The sequence below is a fragment of the Pseudomonas allokribbensis genome, assembly GCF_014863605.1.
Taxonomy (GTDB): Bacteria; Pseudomonadota; Gammaproteobacteria; order Pseudomonadales; family Pseudomonadaceae; genus Aquipseudomonas; species Aquipseudomonas allokribbensis.
Genome location: NZ_CP062252.1, coordinates 6,329,096 through 6,345,843 on the forward strand (window position 1 = coordinate 6,329,096; position 16,748 = coordinate 6,345,843).

A 16,748-nucleotide genomic window follows, 5' to 3' on the forward strand; every position below is an offset into this window, starting at 1 on the left:
GTGGGAGCAGGCTTGCTCCCACAGGGTTCTGTGGTTAAACCACGATTTCCAGCGGTGGCTGCTGACTCGCATCGAAGGTCAGGTATTCAACCAGCTCCGCCAGCGGCAACGGCTTGCTGATCAGATACCCCTGCACCTGATCGCAGCCGAACCCGCGCAGCAATTCCATCTGCTCCGGGGTTTCCACCCCTTCGGCCACCACTTCCAGGTGCAGGTTGTGCGCGAGATTGATCATCGCGTGCACCAGTTTGCGGTTCTCTTCGCGCTGCTCCATGCCGCCGACGAAGCTCTTGTCGATCTTCAGCAAGGTGATCGGCAGGCTGTTGAGGTGCACGAACGACGAGAATCCGGTGCCAAAGTCATCCAGCGAGAAGCGCACGCCAAGGCGGCCAAGGGCGTCCATGGTCTGTTTGACCAGGTCGCTGCGGCGCATCACGGCGGTTTCGGTGAGTTCGAATTCCAGCCACTGCGCCTCGACACCGCGCTCGGCGATCAGACGACTGAGCGTCGGCAGCAACTGGCTGTCCTGGAACTGGCGGAACGACAGGTTGATCGCCATGTGCAGCGCCGGCAATCCGCGTTCGCGCAAGGCCTGCATGTCACGCAGAGCCCGGGAAATCACCCAGTAACCCAGCGGCACGATCAGACCGCTCTGCTCGGCCAGCGGCACGAATTCGCTCGGTGGCAGCAAGCCGCGCTCACTGTGACGCCAGCGCACCAGCGCTTCGAGGCCGACAATCTGGCCGTCCTGCATGTTCAGACGCGGCTGGTAATGCAGCTCCAGTTCATCGCGACGCAAGGCCCGGCGCAGCTCGCTTTCGAGGTCGGCCATGCTTCGCGCATTGCGGTTGATCCGCTCGTTGAAGATGTGAAAAGTGCAGCCTTGCGTGCTCTTGGCCTGTTGCATGGCGATGTGTGCGTGCCACATCAACGGATCGGCGCCGCCCTGGGCGCGGGCATGGGCGATACCGAGGCTGGAACCGATCAGCAGGCTTTCGCCATCGACCCAGTAAGGTTCGGCCAAGGCTTCGGTGATGCGTTCGGCCATCCATTCGGCCCGTTGCGGGGCGCGGCGGGTGTCGATCAGCAGGGCGAATTCGTCGCTGCCCAGGCGCGCCAGTTGATCGCCGGCCTCCAGCTGGCTTTTCAGCCGTGCGACGACTTGCAGGATCAGGCGGTCGCCGGCCTGATGGCCGAGGGCGTCGTTGGCGTGACGAAAGTTGTCGAGATCGAGGTGCCCGAGGGCCAGGCCGCGACCGTCGTTTTCGGCCAGCCGAGCCGTGAGCAGGGTCTGGAAACCCTGACGGTTGGCGATGCCGGTCAAGGGATCCTGTTCGGCCAGGCGTTGCAGGGTGTTTTCCAGCACGCCGCGTTCGCGCACATGGCGCAGGCAACGGCGAAGCATGCCGGCATCGAGGGCATCGAACACCAGCCAGTCACTGACGCCGTCGGGCGCGGTCGCCGGTTCGTGCTCCAGCAGCAGCACCGTCGGCAGATTGCACCGGCCGGGCACCGGCTGCAAAGCAGGAACGGTCAACAACACCGCATGGCGGTTGTCTTCGAACAGACTGCTGACCGACTCCCAGCTCGGCGCGCTGATCAGCACCGCCGCACTCCCCAACGGAGCCAGACACTCGCGCAATAACGCTGTCCACGCTGGCTCTTCGGCCAGTAGCAGCAAACGCAAGGGTTCGACAGGCGTAGTCAAGCTGACTCCCTAGACTCTGCAATGATGTGGGCGGCGGGCATTATGCCGTTCTGCCAACCAATGACCAAATGACAACGGTTATCAAAACGTTATTTTGTGTCACGAATGAGAACATTAGCCGCAAAATCACCGCGCATCCTGCGTGAAAGTAACAAAACCGGCAAATTTGAATCGCGTGCTGCGTCACAAGTCGGAGAGAGCAGCACAAATCGCTGAGCCTGTTAAAATGCCGGCCCATTTCGTCAACGACTCCCGAATTTTCGTATGTCCCGACTCAATCCCCGGCAGCAAGAAGCCGTGAACTACGTCGGCGGCCCTCTATTGGTGCTCGCCGGTGCTGGCTCCGGCAAGACCAGCGTGATCACGCGCAAGATTGCGCACCTGATCCAGAACTGCGGCATCCGTGCCCAGTACATCGTCGCCATGACCTTCACCAACAAGGCCGCGCGCGAGATGAAGGAACGGGTCGGCACCCTGCTGCGTGCCGGCGAAGGTCGTGGCCTGACGGTCTGCACCTTCCACAACCTGGGCCTGAACATCATCCGCAAGGAACATGAACGGCTGGGCTACAAACCCGGTTTCTCGATCTTCGACGAAACCGACGTCAAGTCGCTGATGACCGACATCATGCAGAAGGAATACGCGGGCGACGACGGCGTCGACGAGATCAAGAACATGATCGGCGCCTGGAAAAACGACCTGATCCTGCCGGCCGAAGCCCTGGAAAACGCCCGCAACCCCAAGGAGCAGACCGCCGCCATCGTCTACACCCACTACCAGCGCACGCTCAAGGCGTTCAACGCGGTGGACTTCGACGACCTGATCCTGCTGCCGGTGAAGCTCTTCGAAGAGCACGCCGACATCCTCGAAAAGTGGCAGAACAAGGTGCGTTACCTGCTGGTCGACGAATACCAGGACACCAACGCCAGCCAGTACCTGCTGGTGAAAATGCTCATCGGCAAGCGCAACCAGTTCACCGTAGTAGGCGACGACGACCAGTCGATCTACGCCTGGCGCGGCGCGCGGCCGGAAAACCTGATGCTGCTCAAGGACGACTATCCGTCCCTGAAAGTGGTGATGCTGGAGCAGAACTATCGCTCCACCAGCCGCATCCTGCGCTGTGCCAACGTACTGATCTCGAACAACCCGCACGAATTCGAAAAACAGCTGTGGAGTGAGATGGGCCACGGCGACGAGATCCGCGTGATCCGCTGCCGCAACGAGGACGCCGAGGCCGAGCGCGTGGCGATGGAGATCCTCAGCCTGCACTTGCGCACCGATCGCCCGTACAGTGATTTCGCGATCCTCTATCGCGGTAACTACCAGGCCAAGCTGATCGAACTGAAACTGCAGCACCATCAGGTGCCGTACCGCTTGAGCGGCGGCAACAGCTTCTTCGGCCGCCAGGAAGTGAAAGACCTGATGGCCTACTTCCGCCTGATCGTGAACCCGGACGACGACAACGCCTTCCTGCGCGTGATCAACGTACCGCGCCGGGAAATCGGCTCGACGACCCTGGAAAAACTCGGCAACTACGCCACCGAACGCAAGATCTCGATGTACGCCGCCACCGACGAACTCGGCCTCGGCGAGCATCTGGACAGCCGCTTCACCGATCGTCTGTCGCGCTTCAAGCGCTTCATGGACAAGGTGCGCGAGCAGTGCGCCGGCGAAGACCCGATCTCCGCCCTGCGCAGCATGGTCATGGACATCGACTACGAGAACTGGCTGCGCACCAACAGCTCCAGCGACAAGGCTGCCGACTACCGGATGAGCAACGTCTGGTTCCTGATCGAAGCCTTGAAGAACACCCTGGAAAAAGACGAAGACGGCGAAATGACCGTCGAGGACGCCATCGGCAAACTCGTCCTGCGTGACATGCTGGAACGTCAGCAGGAAGAGGAAGACGGCGCCGAAGGCGTGCAGATGATGACCCTGCATGCGTCCAAGGGCCTGGAATTCCCTTACGTGTTCATCATGGGCATGGAGGAGGAAATCCTCCCGCACCGCTCCAGCATCGAAGCCGACACCATCGAAGAAGAACGCCGCCTGGCCTACGTGGGCATCACCCGCGCACGCCAGACCCTCGCGTTCACCTTCGCCGCCAAGCGTAAACAGTACGGCGAGATCATCGATTGCGCGCCAAGCCGCTTCCTCGATGAGCTGCCGCCGGACGACCTGGCCTGGGAAGGCAACGACGACACGCCGACCGAAGTCAAAGCCGTGCGGGGCAATAGCGCATTGGCTGATATACGCGCGATGTTAAAGCGCTAGAATTGACCACTTTTTACTAGACCTTCGGCGCACAAAGCGCCAAATGAGGACAGCTTCATGGAAGCATTGCACCAGAAAATCCGCGAACAAGGCATCGTGCTTTCCGACCAGGTCCTGAAGGTCGACGCCTTCCTGAACCACCAGATCGACCCGGCCCTGATGAAGCTGATCGGCGACGAATTCGCCTCGCTGTTCAAGGATTCCGGCATCACCAAGATCGTCACCATCGAAGCGTCGGGCATCGCCCCGGCGATCATGACCGGTCTGAACCTCGGCGTGCCGGTGATCTTCGCCCGCAAGCAACAGTCCCTGACCCTGACTGAAAACCTGCTGTCGGCGACCGTATACTCGTTCACCAAGAAAACCGAAAGCACCGTGGCCATCTCCCCGCGTCACCTGACCAGCAGTGACCGCGTGCTGATCATCGACGACTTCCTGGCCAACGGTAAGGCGTCCCAGGCGCTGATTTCGATCATCAAGCAAGCCGGCGCCACCGTCGCGGGCCTGGGCATCGTGATCGAGAAGTCGTTCCAGGGCGGCCGTGCGGAGCTGGATTCGCAGGGTTACCGCGTCGAGTCGCTGGCTCGCGTGAAATCGCTGAAGGATGGCGTGGTTACTTTCATCGAGTAACCCGTAACACCGCAGGACTTCTGTGGGAGCCAGTTTGCTGGCTCCCACCGTTGTTTTGGGGTGGACAGTTATTGCGCGGTGGCCTTCAGGCCAGTGAGCAACAACCGCTGAAACAGGTCTTCTTTCAGACCTTCCGGGTGGGTGAGCTGCATGCGCGCCAGATGTTCCGGATACAGCGAAGCCTCCGGCGCATCCAGCGCTGCCTTGCCCAACTCCAGAATCTCGGTCAACTTGAATTTGCTCTTCAGCCAGTTCAGCGCCCGCAGCAAATCCTTCTCGACCTCATTGAAATCGCAGCCCAGCGGATATTCCGGAAACAGGTTCGGATGCCGTGCGGCAATCGCCTGCAAGCGTTTCGGGGTGTTGTCGGTAAAGCGTGGATCGAGGCGGAAATCCTTCGGCAGTTTGCCGACCTTCTGTGCCTGCTCGATCAGACCCTGCTGAAAGCGCGAGTCACTGATATTGAGCAGCGCTTCGATCACCACCGCATCTGACTTGCCGCGCAGATCGGCGATGCCGTATTCGGTGACCACGATGTCACGCAGGTGCCGTGGGATCGTGCAGTGGCCGTACTCCCAGACAATGTTCGAACTGACGTCACCGCCGGACTCGCGCCAGCTGCGCAGCAGCAGAATCGAACGCGCATCGTGCAGCGCATGGCCCTGGGCAACGAAGTTGTACTGCCCGCCGACGCCGCTGAGCACCCGGCCATCCTGTAGCTGATCGGACACCCCGGCCCCGAGCAGGGTCATGGTGAATGCGGTGTTGATGAATCGTGCATCAAGGCGCTGCAGGCGTTTGAGTTCTTCCTGACCGTACAGCTCGTTGATGTAGCTGATGCGGGTCATGTTGAATTCAAGGCGTTTGCTGTGGGGCAGCTCACGCAGTCGCTCATAGAAGCTGCGCGGCCCGAGGAAGAAACCGCCGTGCACTGAAATGCCGTCGGTTTGCGCCGCCTCGTCGAGGTTGCCGGCGTTGGCCTGTTGCTGGGTCTGCACGTCCGGGTAGACCTTGCGCCGGATGATCCCGGCGTCCGCCAGCACCAGCAGGCCGTTGACGAACATTTCGCTGCAACCGTAAAGGCCCTTGGCGAACGGTTCGATGCCGCCCTCGCGCTCGATCAATCGGGCCCACTGGCTGAGATTCACATCGGCCAGCAACTCCCGGTAGCCTACATTGTCGGCCTGACGCGCCAGCAACGCAGCGGTCAGCGCGTCACCCATCGAGCCAATGCCGATCTGCAAGGTGCCGCCATCGCGCACCAACGTACTGGCGTGCAGGCCGATGAAGTGATCCTGAAACCCGACGGGCATGTTCGGCGTGGAAAACAGCGTGCTGTTGTCCTTCTCATCAATCAGCAGGTCGAAGGTGTCAATTTCGACTTCGGCGTCGCCCGGCATGTACGGCAACTCGGTGTGCACCTGGCCGACCAGCAGAACGGTCTCCCCCGCCGCCCGGCGTTTGGCGATCATCGGGAACAGGTCGAGGGTGATGTCCGGATTGCAGCTCAGGCTCAAGCGATCAGGATGTTCGCTGCTGCTGGCGAGCAACTGCGCCACCAGGTTCAGCCCGGCGGCGTAGATGTCGCGGGCTGCATGGCTGTAGTTGCTGCTGACGTAGTCCTGCTGGGCCGGCGCGCTGTTGAGCAGGCTGCCGGGCTGCATGAAGAATTGCTCGATGCGGATGTTGGCCGGCAGGCTGTCGCGGTGCAGGTCAGCAAGGAAATCCAGCTCCGGGTAATCACCGAACACACGCTCGACGAAGGGTTCGATGAAGCGCTTCTGCAAACCGTCGCCCAACGAAGGTCGGCCGAGGCACAGCGCGGTGTAGATCGTCAGTTGCCGCTCCGGCAAACCGGCGATGCGCCGGTACAGCGCGTTGACGAAGAGATTGGGTTTGCCCAGCCCCAGCGGCAGGCCCATGTGGATATGCGCCGGCAACCGTGCCAGTACGTCGTCCACTGCCTGTTCGATCGAACACAACTGCACCATCTGAAGCCTCCCGCCCGTTCCGTGAATAGAGGTACGATCGAGATTGCCGGTTGTTTGCTGCAATGAACAGCCTCGGGCCTGAATCGCAGGCACAAAAAAACCGTCCGAAGACGGTTTTTTTCGTCAGAAGCGCGGCTTATTTCAGGCCGGACATCTTCTGGATGGCGCCCTTCAGCTCGTCATCCGAGCAGTCGGCGCAGGTACCTTTCGGAGGCATCGAGTTCAGGCCGGTGATGGCTTTGGCCAGCAGGCCGTCGAGGCCGCCCTGGTGATCGGCACGGTCTTTCCAGGCTGCTGCGTCACCGATTTTCGGTGCGCCCAACAGGCCGGTGCCGTGGCAAGCGTTGCAATGTTTGGCAATCACTTCGTCCGGCGTCTTGGCGCCGCCACCGCCGCCTGCCGAAGCAGCGACTTCCATCCCCTTGCACTCTTGCCCTTGAACACAGACCTGGCCGACGGGCTCGAGGCGTTTGGCAATGTCGTCATTCGTCGCAGCTTGAGCGCTGACAGCCCAGAGGGCCAGTACGGTTGCTGGTGCAGCCAGCATTTTCATAATTAGATTCACGCGTTCACCCTCAATGGTGGCTATTCACGCCTGCGGCCACGGTTCGCAGGCGGGCGCAAGTATAGCGGTTAGCCCGCCACACTGAAACAACCCCAAAGTTAAAGGGGTCTTGTTGCGCATCGGTCAAACAGTCCGGACACCTTTGCCGCATTGGCCTGGCGTCTCTCGGTTTAAAAATTCGCCGGCGTGGCTGCGCTGATTAGTCGCGCAGGCGAGTCGAACGGATTACGGAAACGATGCGGCTTGGTACTTTCAAAGTAGTAGCTGTCGCCGGCTTCGAGGATAAAAGTTTCAAGGCCCACCACCAGCTCCAGTCTTCCTTCCACCAGAATCCCGGTTTCCTCGCCTTCGTGGGTGAGCATTTCTTCGCCAGTGTCGGCGCCCGGCGGGTAGATTTCATTGAGGAACGCGATGGCCCGGCTCGGGTGTGCGCGGCCGACCAGTTTCATGGTCACGGCGCCGTCGGAAATGTCGATCAGCTCGTTGGCCTTGTAGACGATCTGGGTCGGTTTTTCCTGGAGGATTTCTTCGGAAAAGAACTCGACCATGGACATGGGAATCCCGCCCAGCACCTTCCTCAGCGAACTGATCGAAGGGCTGACACTGTTCTTTTCGATCATCGAAATGGTACTGTTGGTGACGCCCGCGCGTTTGGCGAGTTCACGCTGGGAAAGCCCTTTGAGCTTGCGGATCGATTGCAGTCGTTCACCGACGTCCAAGGCTTGGGCCTCCTGAGTGTTGTAGAAATATTGAGCGTTATCATGGCGACAGCGTTCAGTATTTACAACACTTGGGCCCAGCCTGGGCTTCAACCCTCGGAATAGAGCCTTGGGACCCGACGCAGGTTGCAGAAGATCTGGTACGGAATGGTGTCCGCCCACTTCGCCACTTCGCTGGCGAGGATGTTCTTGCCCCACAGCTCGACGGTCGAACCGAGGCCGGCTTCCGGCACGTCGGTCAGGTCGATGCACAGCATGTCCATCGACACCCGACCAAGTATGCGGCTGCGTTGGCCGGCCACCAGTACCGGCGTGCCGGTCGGCGCCTGACGCGGGTAACCGTCGGCGTAACCCATGGCAACCACACCGATGCGCATCGGCTTGTCGGTGATGAATTTGGCGCCGTAGCCCACCGGCTCGCCGGCCGGCAGCTCGCGTACGTTGATGACTTTCGATTCCAGCGTCATCACCGGTTGCAGGCGATCGGCCACGGCGTTGGCTTCTTCGAACGGGGTGGCGCCGTAAAGCATGATGCCCGGGCGCACCCAGTCGCTGTGAATCTGTGGCCAGCCCAGCACCGCCGGCGAGTTGCGCAGGCTGACTTCGGCCGCCAGGCCCTGACGCGCGGCTTCGAACACCGCAACCTGATCGGCGCTGCTCTGCTCATGCAATTCATCGGCACGGGCGAAGTGGCTCATCAGCACGACTTTCGCCACTTTGCCGCTGGCGAGCAGGCGCTGGTAAGCCACCGGGTAATCCTTCGGATGCAGGCCTACGCGATGCATGCCCGAATCGAGCTTCAGCCACACGGTGATCGGTTTACTCAACGCCGCCTGCTCGATCGCTTCGAGCTGCCACAGCGAATGCACCACGCACCAAAAATCATGCTCGACAATCAGCGTCAGCTCATCGGCCTCGAAAAAGCCTTCAAGCAACAGCACCGGCGCACGAATGCCCGCGGCACGCAGTTCCAGGGCTTCTTCGATACACGCCACCGCGAAGCCGTCCGCTTCAGCCTCCAGCGCCTGGGCGCAACGCACTGCGCCATGGCCGTAGGCATCGGCCTTGATCACCGCCAGTGCCTTGGCACCGGTGACTTCACGGGCGATACGGTAGTTGTGACGCAGGGCTTGAAGGTCGATCAGGGCACGGGCAGGACGCATGGCAGCAGACTTCTTGGCGGTCATGGGAATAAAAACCGGCGCTGGCTGGCGGCGTGAACCGCCAACAGCACCGGGAGAGGGATCTTTAAAACAGGTTACGGCAACGCGGCGACGATGGAGATCTCGACCAGGATGCTCGGCTTGGCCATCTTCGCTTCGACGGTGGCACGGGCCGGGGCGGCGCCTTTGGGCAGCCACTGGTCCCACACCGAATTCATGCCGGCAAAGTGCGCTTCGATGTCGTTCAGGTAAATCGTCGCCGACAGCAGATGCTGCTTGTCAGTCCCGGCCAGATCCAGCAAACGCTCGATGTTGGCCAGTACGTCGCGGGTCTGCTGTTCCACCCCGGCGTTGAAGTCATCGCCGACCTGCCCGGACAGATACACCGTACCGTTGTGGCTGACGATCTGACTCATGCGCTCATTGGTGAGCTGGCGCTGGATTGCCATGCTTTGCGGACTCCTGGGTCTTGTTGCCATAACGGGAAATATCGAGGCCTTCGGCGCTGATCTGCGGCTTTTTCTTCGCCATCAGGTCGGCCAGCAAACGACCGGAGCCGCACGCCATGGTCCAGCCGAGGGTGCCGTGACCGGTGTTCAGGAACAGGTTCTTGAACGGTGTCGCGCCGACGATCGGGGTGCCATCCGGCGTGGTTGGACGCAGGCCGGTCCAGAAACTCGCTTCGGCCAGATTGCCGCCCTGAGGATAAAGGTCGTTGACGATCATCTCCAGGGTTTCGCGCCGACGCGGGTTCAGCGACAGGTCAAAACCGGCGATCTCCGCCATGCCGCCGACGCGGATGCGGTTGTCGAAACGGGTAATCGCGACCTTGTAGGTCTCGTCGAGAATGGTCGAGGTCGGGGCCATGGCCGGGTTGGTGATCGGCACGGTCAGCGAGTAGCCCTTCAACGGATAGACCGGGGCCTTGATGCCCAGCGGCTTGAGCAGTTGCGGCGAGTAGCTGCCGAGAGCCAGCACGTAGCGATCGGCGGTTTCCAGCTTGCCGTCGATCCACACGCCGTTGATACGGTCACCGGCGAAATCGAGGCGCTGGATGTCCTGGCCGAAGCGGAATTCCACACCCAGGTTCACCGCCATTTCGGCGAGGCGGGTGGTGAAGATCTGGCAGTCGCCGGTCTGGTCGTTCGGCAGGCGCAGGGCACCGGCGAGGATGTCGGTGACGCTGGCCAGGGCCGGCTCGACGCGGGCAATGCCGGCGCGGTCGAGGACTTCGAACGGTACACCGGACTCTTTCAGGACGGCGATGTCCTTGGCGGCGCCATCAAGCTGCGCCTGAGTGCGGAACAGCTGGGTGGTGCCCAGGCTGCGGCCTTCGTAGGCAATGCCGGTTTCGGCGCGCAATTCGTCGAGGCAGTCGCGGCTGTACTCGGACAGACGCACCATGCGCTCCTTGTTCACCGCGTAACGGTTGGCGGTGCAGTTGCGCAGCATCTGCGCCATCCACAGGTATTGGTCGATGTCGGCGGTGGCCTTGATCGCCAGCGGCGCGTGGCGTTGCAGCAGCCACTTGATGGCCTTGAGCGGCACGCCCGGCGCGGCCCACGGCGAGGCATAGCCCGGCGAGACCTGGCCTGCGTTGGCGAAACTGGTCTCCATGGCCGCGGCTGGCTGCCGGTCGACCACCACCACTTCAAACCCGGCACGGGCCAGATAGTAAGCACTGGCGGTACCGATGACGCCGCTACCCAAGACCATAACGCGCATTTTTGTATCCCTCATCGCGGCGTGCCGCGTACGTCTGTTGTTAGAGCAATGATGCGCGCAGTGTAAAAAAGATTCGCCAGTGCTTTTCACTGTATAAGCGCCTATATTTGGCGACAATTCTCGGCAAAAACCCTTTTCACGGAGGCGCATCCCCTATGCGTACCAACACTCAGACCAAACGTGAGCTGGACAAGATCGACCGCAACATCTTGCGGATCCTGCAGGCGGACGGGCGGATTTCATTCACCGAACTGGGCGAGAAGGTCGGGCTCTCCACCACGCCTTGCACGGAGCGGGTGCGGCGCCTGGAGCGCGAGGGGATCATCATGGGCTACAACGCCCGCCTGAATCCGCAGCACTTGAAGGGTAGTCTCCTTGTGTTCGTCGAGATCAGCCTCGACTACAAATCCGGCGATACTTTCGAAGAGTTCCGACGCGCGGTGCTGAAATTGCCCCACGTGCTGGAATGCCACCTGGTGTCAGGAGATTTCGACTATCTGGTGAAGGCGCGGATTTCCGAGATGGCCTCGTACCGCAAGCTGCTGGGCGACATCCTGCTCAAGCTGCCGCACGTGCGTGAATCCAAGAGCTACATCGTGATGGAAGAAGTGAAAGAGAGCCTGAGCCTGCCGATTCCGGACTGATCGCTCAGACCAACACCTGCCGGTTTTCGGCCATGTACTCGAACACCTGCTTCTCGACCCGTGGATGAATCAGCTCTACCGGCCGCCGGCCGTTGGGGCACGGCAGGGTCTGGGTGGTGCCGAACAACCGGCATATCAGTGGCCGCTCGTCATACACCGTGCAGCCGTTCGGCCCCAGGTGCACACAGTTGAGTTCTTCCATGGCCGCGTCCTGCTCGGCGCGCGTCTTGCGCGGCAGGCGGGACATTTCCTCGGGCGAGGTGGTCACCGGCCCACAGCAGTCATGACAGCCCGGCACGCACTCGAACGTGGGAATCTGCTGACGCAGGGTGCGGACTTTCTGACTGTTGCAGCTCATTGCAGCGGTAACCGGAGCGAAATAGGCGGCAATTGTGCCGCAAAAGCCGTGATCCAGACACCATAAGCCGACCAATGTTGCCCGGCCTCGGGCCTGCGGCTTATGCTCCGTCAAATTTTCTCGACACCCGCTCAGGATGACGCCCATGAATGCCCGCGCCCACGCCTCCGCGAGCCAACCCCACGTTGCCTCTTATTACGCCGCCAGCAGCCTGCCGCAGCCCGACCATCCGGTACTGCAAGGCGAACTGAGTGCCGACGTGTGCGTGGTCGGTGGCGGTTTCTCCGGGCTGAACACCGCGCTGGAACTGGCTGAACGGGGATTGACCGTGGTGCTGCTGGAAGCGCACCGGATCGGCTGGGGCGCCAGCGGGCGCAACGGCGGGCAACTGATTCGCGGCGTAGGCCACGGGCTCGACCAGTTCGCCAACGTGATCGGCACCGACGGCGTACGTCAGATGAAACTCATGGGCCTGGAAGCGGTAGAAATCGTCCGACAGCGCGTCGAAAAATTTCAGATCCCCTGCGACCTGACCTGGGGTTATTGCGACCTCGCCAACAAACCTTCCGACCTGGAAGGATTCGCCGAAGACGCCGAAGAACTGCGAGGCCTTGGTTACCGCTACGAAACCCGCCTGCTGCAAGCGAACGAAATGCACACCGTGGTCGGTTCCAAGCGCTATGTCGGCGGCTTGATCGACATGGGTTCCGGTCACCTGCACCCGCTGAACCTGGCATTGGGCGAAGCCGCGGCGGCGCAGCAACTGGGCGTCAAACTGTTCGAACAATCGGCGGTCACCCACATTGATTACGGCCCCGAAGTCCGGGTGCACACGGCGCAAGGTTCGGTGCGGGCGAAGACGCTGGTGCTCGGCTGCAACGCCTACCTCAACAATCTGAATCCGCAACTCAGTGGCAAGGTGCTGCCCGCCGGCAGCTACATCATCGCCACCGAACCGCTGAGCGAAGAACAAGCCCACGCCCTGCTGCCGCAGAACATGGCGGTCTGCGACCAGCGGGTGGCACTGGATTACTACCGGCTCTCGGCGGACCGCCGCCTGTTGTTCGGCGGCGCCTGCCATTACTCGGGGCGCGATCCGAAGGACATCGCAGCGTATATGCAGCCGAAGATGCTGGAAGTGTTCCCGCAGCTCGCGTCAGTGAAGATCGATTATCAGTGGGGCGGGATGATCGGCATCGGTGCCAACCGTCTGCCGCAGATTGGCCGGCTCGCCGACCAGCCGAACGTGTATTTCGCCCAGGCCTATTCCGGCCATGGTGTGAACGCCACGCACCTGGCGGGCAAGTTGCTGGCCGAGGCCATCAGCGGCCAGCACAGCGGTGGCTTCGACCTGTTCGCCAAAGTGCCACATATCACCTTCCCCGGCGGCAAGCATCTGCGTTCGCCGTTGCTGGCGTTGGGGATGTTGTGGCATCGGCTCAAAGAGCTGGTCTGAGCTCGTTCCCACGCTCTGCGTGGGAACGATCCTTCTAGATCCGCCAGAACGGCTTCAACCCCTCCTCCAGCGCCTGTTCGCGAGTCAGCCCGACATCCTTGAGCTGCTCCGGCGTCAGGCCCAGCAACGCTTTGCGCGTGTGCAGACGATGCCAGAACAGACCCCAGCGACTCAGGCCGGACGGTGCGTTGCGCATGATCTCGTTGCGCGCGTTGTCCTGTTGCCCTGCCTCCAGTTCCTGACTGTGTAACGTCAGCCGCACATCGCTCAAGCCGTTCATTTTCATTGCTCCTGTTTACTTGGGTAGCCAGAGATTCCATGATGCGCGGGTCGACAAAAGCATTACAGATTCAACGCATCTGTATTAACTCCATACAGATTTGCTGTTCCCGAGACTGAATTGTCGATTTACGCCGCATCTGTACTGGTTTTTCGAATCACCTGCATCGAGGCAGTGCCATGACCCTGTATGTGAACCTTGCCGAGTTGCTCGGCACCCGCATCGAACAAGGCTTCTACCGTCCTGGTGATCGCCTGCCGTCGGTGCGCGCCTTGAGCGTAGAACATGGGGTCAGCCTGAGCACGGTGCAGCAGGCCTATCGGATGCTGGAAGACAGCGGCCTGGCCACGCCAAAGCCCAAGTCCGGGTACTTTGTGCCCGCTGGGAGGGAGCTGCCGGAATTGCCGGCGGTCGGGCGCCCGGCCCAACGGCCGGTAGAGATTTCCCAGTGGGATCAGGTGCTTGAGCTGATTCGCGCCGTGCCGCGCAAGGACGTGGTGCAACTCGGTCGCGGCATGCCGGACATCTCGTCACCGACGATGAAACCGCTGCTGCGCGGACTGGCACGCATCAGCCGCCGCCAGGACATGCCCGGTCTGTATTACGACAACATCCACGGCACCCTCGAACTGCGCGAACAGATCGCACGACTGATGCTCGACTCCGGCTGCCAGTTGAGCGCCAGTGATCTGGTGGTCACCACCGGTTGCCACGAAGCGCTGTCCACCAGCATCCACGCGATCTGCGAGCCCGGCGACATCGTCGCCGTGGATTCGCCGAGCTTTCACGGCGCCATGCAGACCCTCAAGGGGCTGGGTATGAAAGCCCTGGAAATCCCCACCGACCCGCTCACCGGCATCAGCCTCGAAGCCCTGGAACTGGCGCTGGAACAATGGCCGATCAAGGTCATCCAGCTCACCCCCAACTGCAACAACCCGCTCGGCTACATCATGCCGGAGTCGCGCAAACGTGCCCTGTTGAACCTGGCCCAGCGCTTCGATGTGGCAGTCATCGAGGACGATGTCTACGGCGAACTGGCCTACACCTACCCGCGTCCGCGCACGATCAAATCCTTCGACGAAGACGGTCGCGTATTGCTGTGCAGTTCGTTTTCCAAGACCCTCGCGCCGGGGCTGCGTATCGGCTGGGTCGCGCCCGGTCGCTATCTCGAACGCGTACTGCACATGAAATACATCAGCACCGGCTCCACCGCGACACAACCGCAGATCGCCATCGCCGAATTTATCAAGGCCGGGCACTTCGAACCACATTTGCGGCGGATGCGCACGCAATACCAGCGCAATCGCGACGTGATGATCGATTGGGTGACCCGTTATTTCCCGGCCGGCACCCGCGCCAGCCGCCCACAAGGCAGCTTCATGCTCTGGGTCGAACTGCCGGAAGGTTTCGATACCTTGAAACTGAATCGTGCGCTGCACGATCAGGGCGTACAGATAGCCGTCGGCAGCATCTTTTCTGCCTCGGGCAAATACCGCAATTGCCTGCGCATGAACTACGCTGCCAAACCGACCGCGCTGGTCGAAGAAGCAGTGCGCAAGGTCGGTGCGGCGGCGATCAAACTGCTGGCTGAAGCCGACTGACCTTTTTCGAGAGACCCGCGTCCATATGCCGACCCTTGCCGCCAATCGGAACGATCCTACGTGAGCTTCAGACAGCCCCTACTCGCTCTGCTGTTACTCGCCTCGTTCCTTGGCGGTTGCGCGACCCTCGACGTACCGCGCGAGCCGAGCCAGGCATTGCCGGCCTCTGCATCGAGTTTCGGCCGCTCGATCCAGGCCCAGGCGGCACCGTACAAAGGCCAGTCCGGCTTTCGCCTGCTGTCCAACAGCACCGAAGCCTTCACCGCCCGCGCCGAATTGATCCGCAACGCCCAGAGCAGCCTCGACCTGCAGTACTACATCGTCCACGACGGCATCAGTACGCGAATGCTGGTGGAAGAAGTGCTCAAGGCTGCCGACCGTGGTGTGCGAGTGCGCATTCTGTTGGACGACACCACCAGCGACGGCCTCGACCTGATCATCGCCACGCTGGCGGCGCACCCGAACATCCAGATCCGTCTGTTCAACCCCCTGAACCTGGGGCGCAGCACCGGCGTGACCCGTGCGGCCGGGCGGCTGTTCAACTTGTCACTGCAGCATCGGCGGATGCACAACAAGCTGTGGCTGGCGGACAACAGCGCCGCCATCGTCGGCGGGCGCAATCTGGGTGACGAGTACTTCGATGCCGAGCCGAACCTCAACTTCACCGACATCGATATGCTCAGCGTCGGGCCGGTCGCCGAGCAGCTCGGGCACAGTTTCGACCAGTACTGGAACAGCGCCCTGAGCAAACCGTTCGACGAGTTTCTCTCCAGCAAACCCTCGGCCAAAGACCTGCAGAACACCCGCACGCGCCTGGAAGAATCCCTCGAAGAAACCCGTAAGCAGAACCACGCGCTGTACCAACAGTTGATGACCTTCACCACCCACCCGCGCATGGACATCTGGCGCCGGGAGCTGATCTGGGCCTGGAACCAGGCGTTGTGGGACGCGCCGAGCAAGGTGCTGGCGGACGGCAAGCCTGATCCACAACTGCTGCTGACCACACAACTCGCGCCAGAGCTGCGGGGCGTCAGCAAAGAACTGATGATGATTTCCGCCTACTTCGTACCGGGACAGCCGGGGCTGGTTTACCTGACCGGCCGCGCCGATGCGGGGGTGGCGGTGAGCCTGCTGACCAACTCGCTGGAAGCCACCGACGTGCCGGCGGTGCACGGCGGTTACGCACCTTATCGCAAAGCGTTGCTGGAACATGGCGTGAAGCTGTACGAGCTGCGGCGCCAGCCTGGGGATAAGTTCGGCAGCGGCCCGCACCTGTTTTACAGCAAGTCGTTTCGCGGCTCGGATTCCAGCCTTCACAGCAAGGCGATGATTTTCGACGGGAAAAAAGCGTTCATCGGCTCGTTCAATTTCGACCCGCGCTCGGTGCTGTGGAACACCGAAGTCGGGGTGCTGGTGGACAGTCCCGAACTGGCTGCCCGCGTTCGGGAACTGGCCTTGCAGGGCATGGCGCCGGCGCTGAGTTACGAGGCAAAACTTCAGGACGGGAAAGTCGTCTGGGTCACCGAGGACAACGGCCAGATGCACACGCTGACCAAGGAGCCCGGCAGCTGGTGGCGGCGGTTCAATGCGTGGTTCAGCACCACGGTGGGGCTGGAGCGGATGCTGTAGCAGCC

Annotated in this window: 15 protein-coding genes; 6 read left to right on the top strand and 9 right to left on the bottom strand. The window is 61.5% G+C overall.

The window, feature by feature from the left end; all coding sequences use genetic code 11:
* Nucleotides 1-34: 34 nt before the first annotated feature.
* Entirely contained in the window at nucleotides 35-1,708 is a 1,674-nt protein-coding gene (locus tag IF199_RS29200) for a putative bifunctional diguanylate cyclase/phosphodiesterase (protein ID WP_192559286.1), read from the bottom strand.
* A 264-nt stretch (nucleotides 1,709-1,972) separates the two neighbouring features.
* Between IF199_RS29200 and rep the strand changes: the two genes are divergently transcribed.
* Entirely contained in the window at nucleotides 1,973-3,982 is a 2,010-nt protein-coding gene (gene rep / locus IF199_RS29205; RefSeq protein ID WP_085731399.1) for a DNA helicase Rep, read from the top strand.
* Between the two features lie 57 nt (nucleotides 3,983-4,039).
* Nucleotides 4,040-4,612: a xanthine phosphoribosyltransferase gene (locus tag IF199_RS29210; protein WP_007920398.1), complete on the top strand. Its 573-nt coding sequence runs from the start codon at nucleotides 4,040-4,042 to the stop codon at nucleotides 4,610-4,612.
* 68 nt (nucleotides 4,613-4,680) lie between these two features.
* On the opposite strand, the gene IF199_RS29215 is transcribed toward IF199_RS29210, so the two are convergent.
* The 6 genes from IF199_RS29215 to dadA form a co-directional block, all read right to left on the bottom strand.
* Nucleotides 4,681-6,603 (bottom strand): acetyl-CoA hydrolase/transferase family protein, encoded by a 1,923-nt coding sequence (locus IF199_RS29215; protein ID WP_192559287.1) that lies wholly within the window; start codon nucleotides 6,601-6,603, stop codon nucleotides 4,681-4,683.
* A 136-nt stretch (nucleotides 6,604-6,739) separates the two neighbouring features.
* On the bottom strand, nucleotides 6,740-7,156 hold the full coding sequence (locus IF199_RS29220) for a c-type cytochrome (RefSeq protein ID WP_025112727.1): 417 nt from the start codon (nucleotides 7,154-7,156) through the stop codon (nucleotides 6,740-6,742).
* 182 nt (nucleotides 7,157-7,338) lie between these two features.
* On the bottom strand, nucleotides 7,339-7,887 hold the full coding sequence (locus tag IF199_RS29225; RefSeq protein ID WP_096817305.1) for a cupin domain-containing protein: 549 nt from the start codon (nucleotides 7,885-7,887) through the stop codon (nucleotides 7,339-7,341).
* Between the two features lie 89 nt (nucleotides 7,888-7,976).
* Nucleotides 7,977-9,050, bottom strand: a complete 1,074-nt coding sequence (gene alr, locus IF199_RS29230) for an alanine racemase (RefSeq protein ID WP_192561019.1) — start codon at nucleotides 9,048-9,050, stop codon at nucleotides 7,977-7,979.
* 95 nt (nucleotides 9,051-9,145) lie between these two features.
* Complete coding sequence (locus IF199_RS29235) at nucleotides 9,146-9,499, bottom strand: RidA family protein (RefSeq protein ID WP_039765240.1); 354 nt, start codon at nucleotides 9,497-9,499, stop codon at nucleotides 9,146-9,148.
* The gene (dadA, locus tag IF199_RS29240; RefSeq protein WP_085731396.1) at nucleotides 9,471-10,775 is read right to left on the bottom strand and encodes a D-amino acid dehydrogenase; all 1,305 of its coding nucleotides are present in this window, start codon (nucleotides 10,773-10,775) and stop codon (nucleotides 9,471-9,473) included. Before dadA ends, IF199_RS29235 begins: the two co-directional genes overlap by 29 nt.
* Before the next feature lie 155 nt (nucleotides 10,776-10,930).
* Between dadA and IF199_RS29245 the strand changes: the two genes are divergently transcribed.
* Nucleotides 10,931-11,419: an Lrp/AsnC ligand binding domain-containing protein gene (locus IF199_RS29245; RefSeq protein ID WP_003177284.1), complete on the top strand. Its 489-nt coding sequence runs from the start codon at nucleotides 10,931-10,933 to the stop codon at nucleotides 11,417-11,419.
* A 4-nt stretch (nucleotides 11,420-11,423) separates the two neighbouring features.
* On the opposite strand, the gene IF199_RS29250 is transcribed toward IF199_RS29245, so the two are convergent.
* A complete protein-coding gene (locus tag IF199_RS29250) occupies nucleotides 11,424-11,777 on the bottom strand; it encodes a YkgJ family cysteine cluster protein (RefSeq protein WP_096817301.1) in 354 nt (117 codons plus the stop codon).
* A gap of 145 nt (nucleotides 11,778-11,922) precedes the next feature.
* On the opposite strand from IF199_RS29250, the gene IF199_RS29255 reads away from it, so the two are divergent.
* Nucleotides 11,923-13,233 (top strand): NAD(P)/FAD-dependent oxidoreductase, encoded by a 1,311-nt coding sequence (locus IF199_RS29255; RefSeq protein WP_192559288.1) that lies wholly within the window; start codon nucleotides 11,923-11,925, stop codon nucleotides 13,231-13,233.
* Between the two features lie 34 nt (nucleotides 13,234-13,267).
* Here IF199_RS29255 and IF199_RS29260 read toward each other — a convergent pair whose 3' ends face one another.
* Entirely contained in the window at nucleotides 13,268-13,513 is a 246-nt protein-coding gene (locus tag IF199_RS29260) for a DUF1127 domain-containing protein (protein WP_192559289.1), read from the bottom strand.
* Between the two features lie 179 nt (nucleotides 13,514-13,692).
* On the opposite strand from IF199_RS29260, the gene IF199_RS29265 reads away from it, so the two are divergent.
* Together IF199_RS29265 and IF199_RS29270 are read left to right on the top strand one after the other, a co-directional pair.
* Nucleotides 13,693-15,114 carry an aminotransferase-like domain-containing protein gene (locus tag IF199_RS29265; protein ID WP_192559290.1) on the top strand — a complete coding sequence of 474 codons (1,422 nt, stop codon included), beginning with the start codon at nucleotides 13,693-13,695 and terminating at the stop codon, nucleotides 15,112-15,114.
* 60 nt (nucleotides 15,115-15,174) lie between these two features.
* Entirely contained in the window at nucleotides 15,175-16,743 is a 1,569-nt protein-coding gene (locus IF199_RS29270; protein WP_192559291.1) for a phospholipase D family protein, read from the top strand.
* Nucleotides 16,744-16,748: the final 5 nt, after the last annotated feature.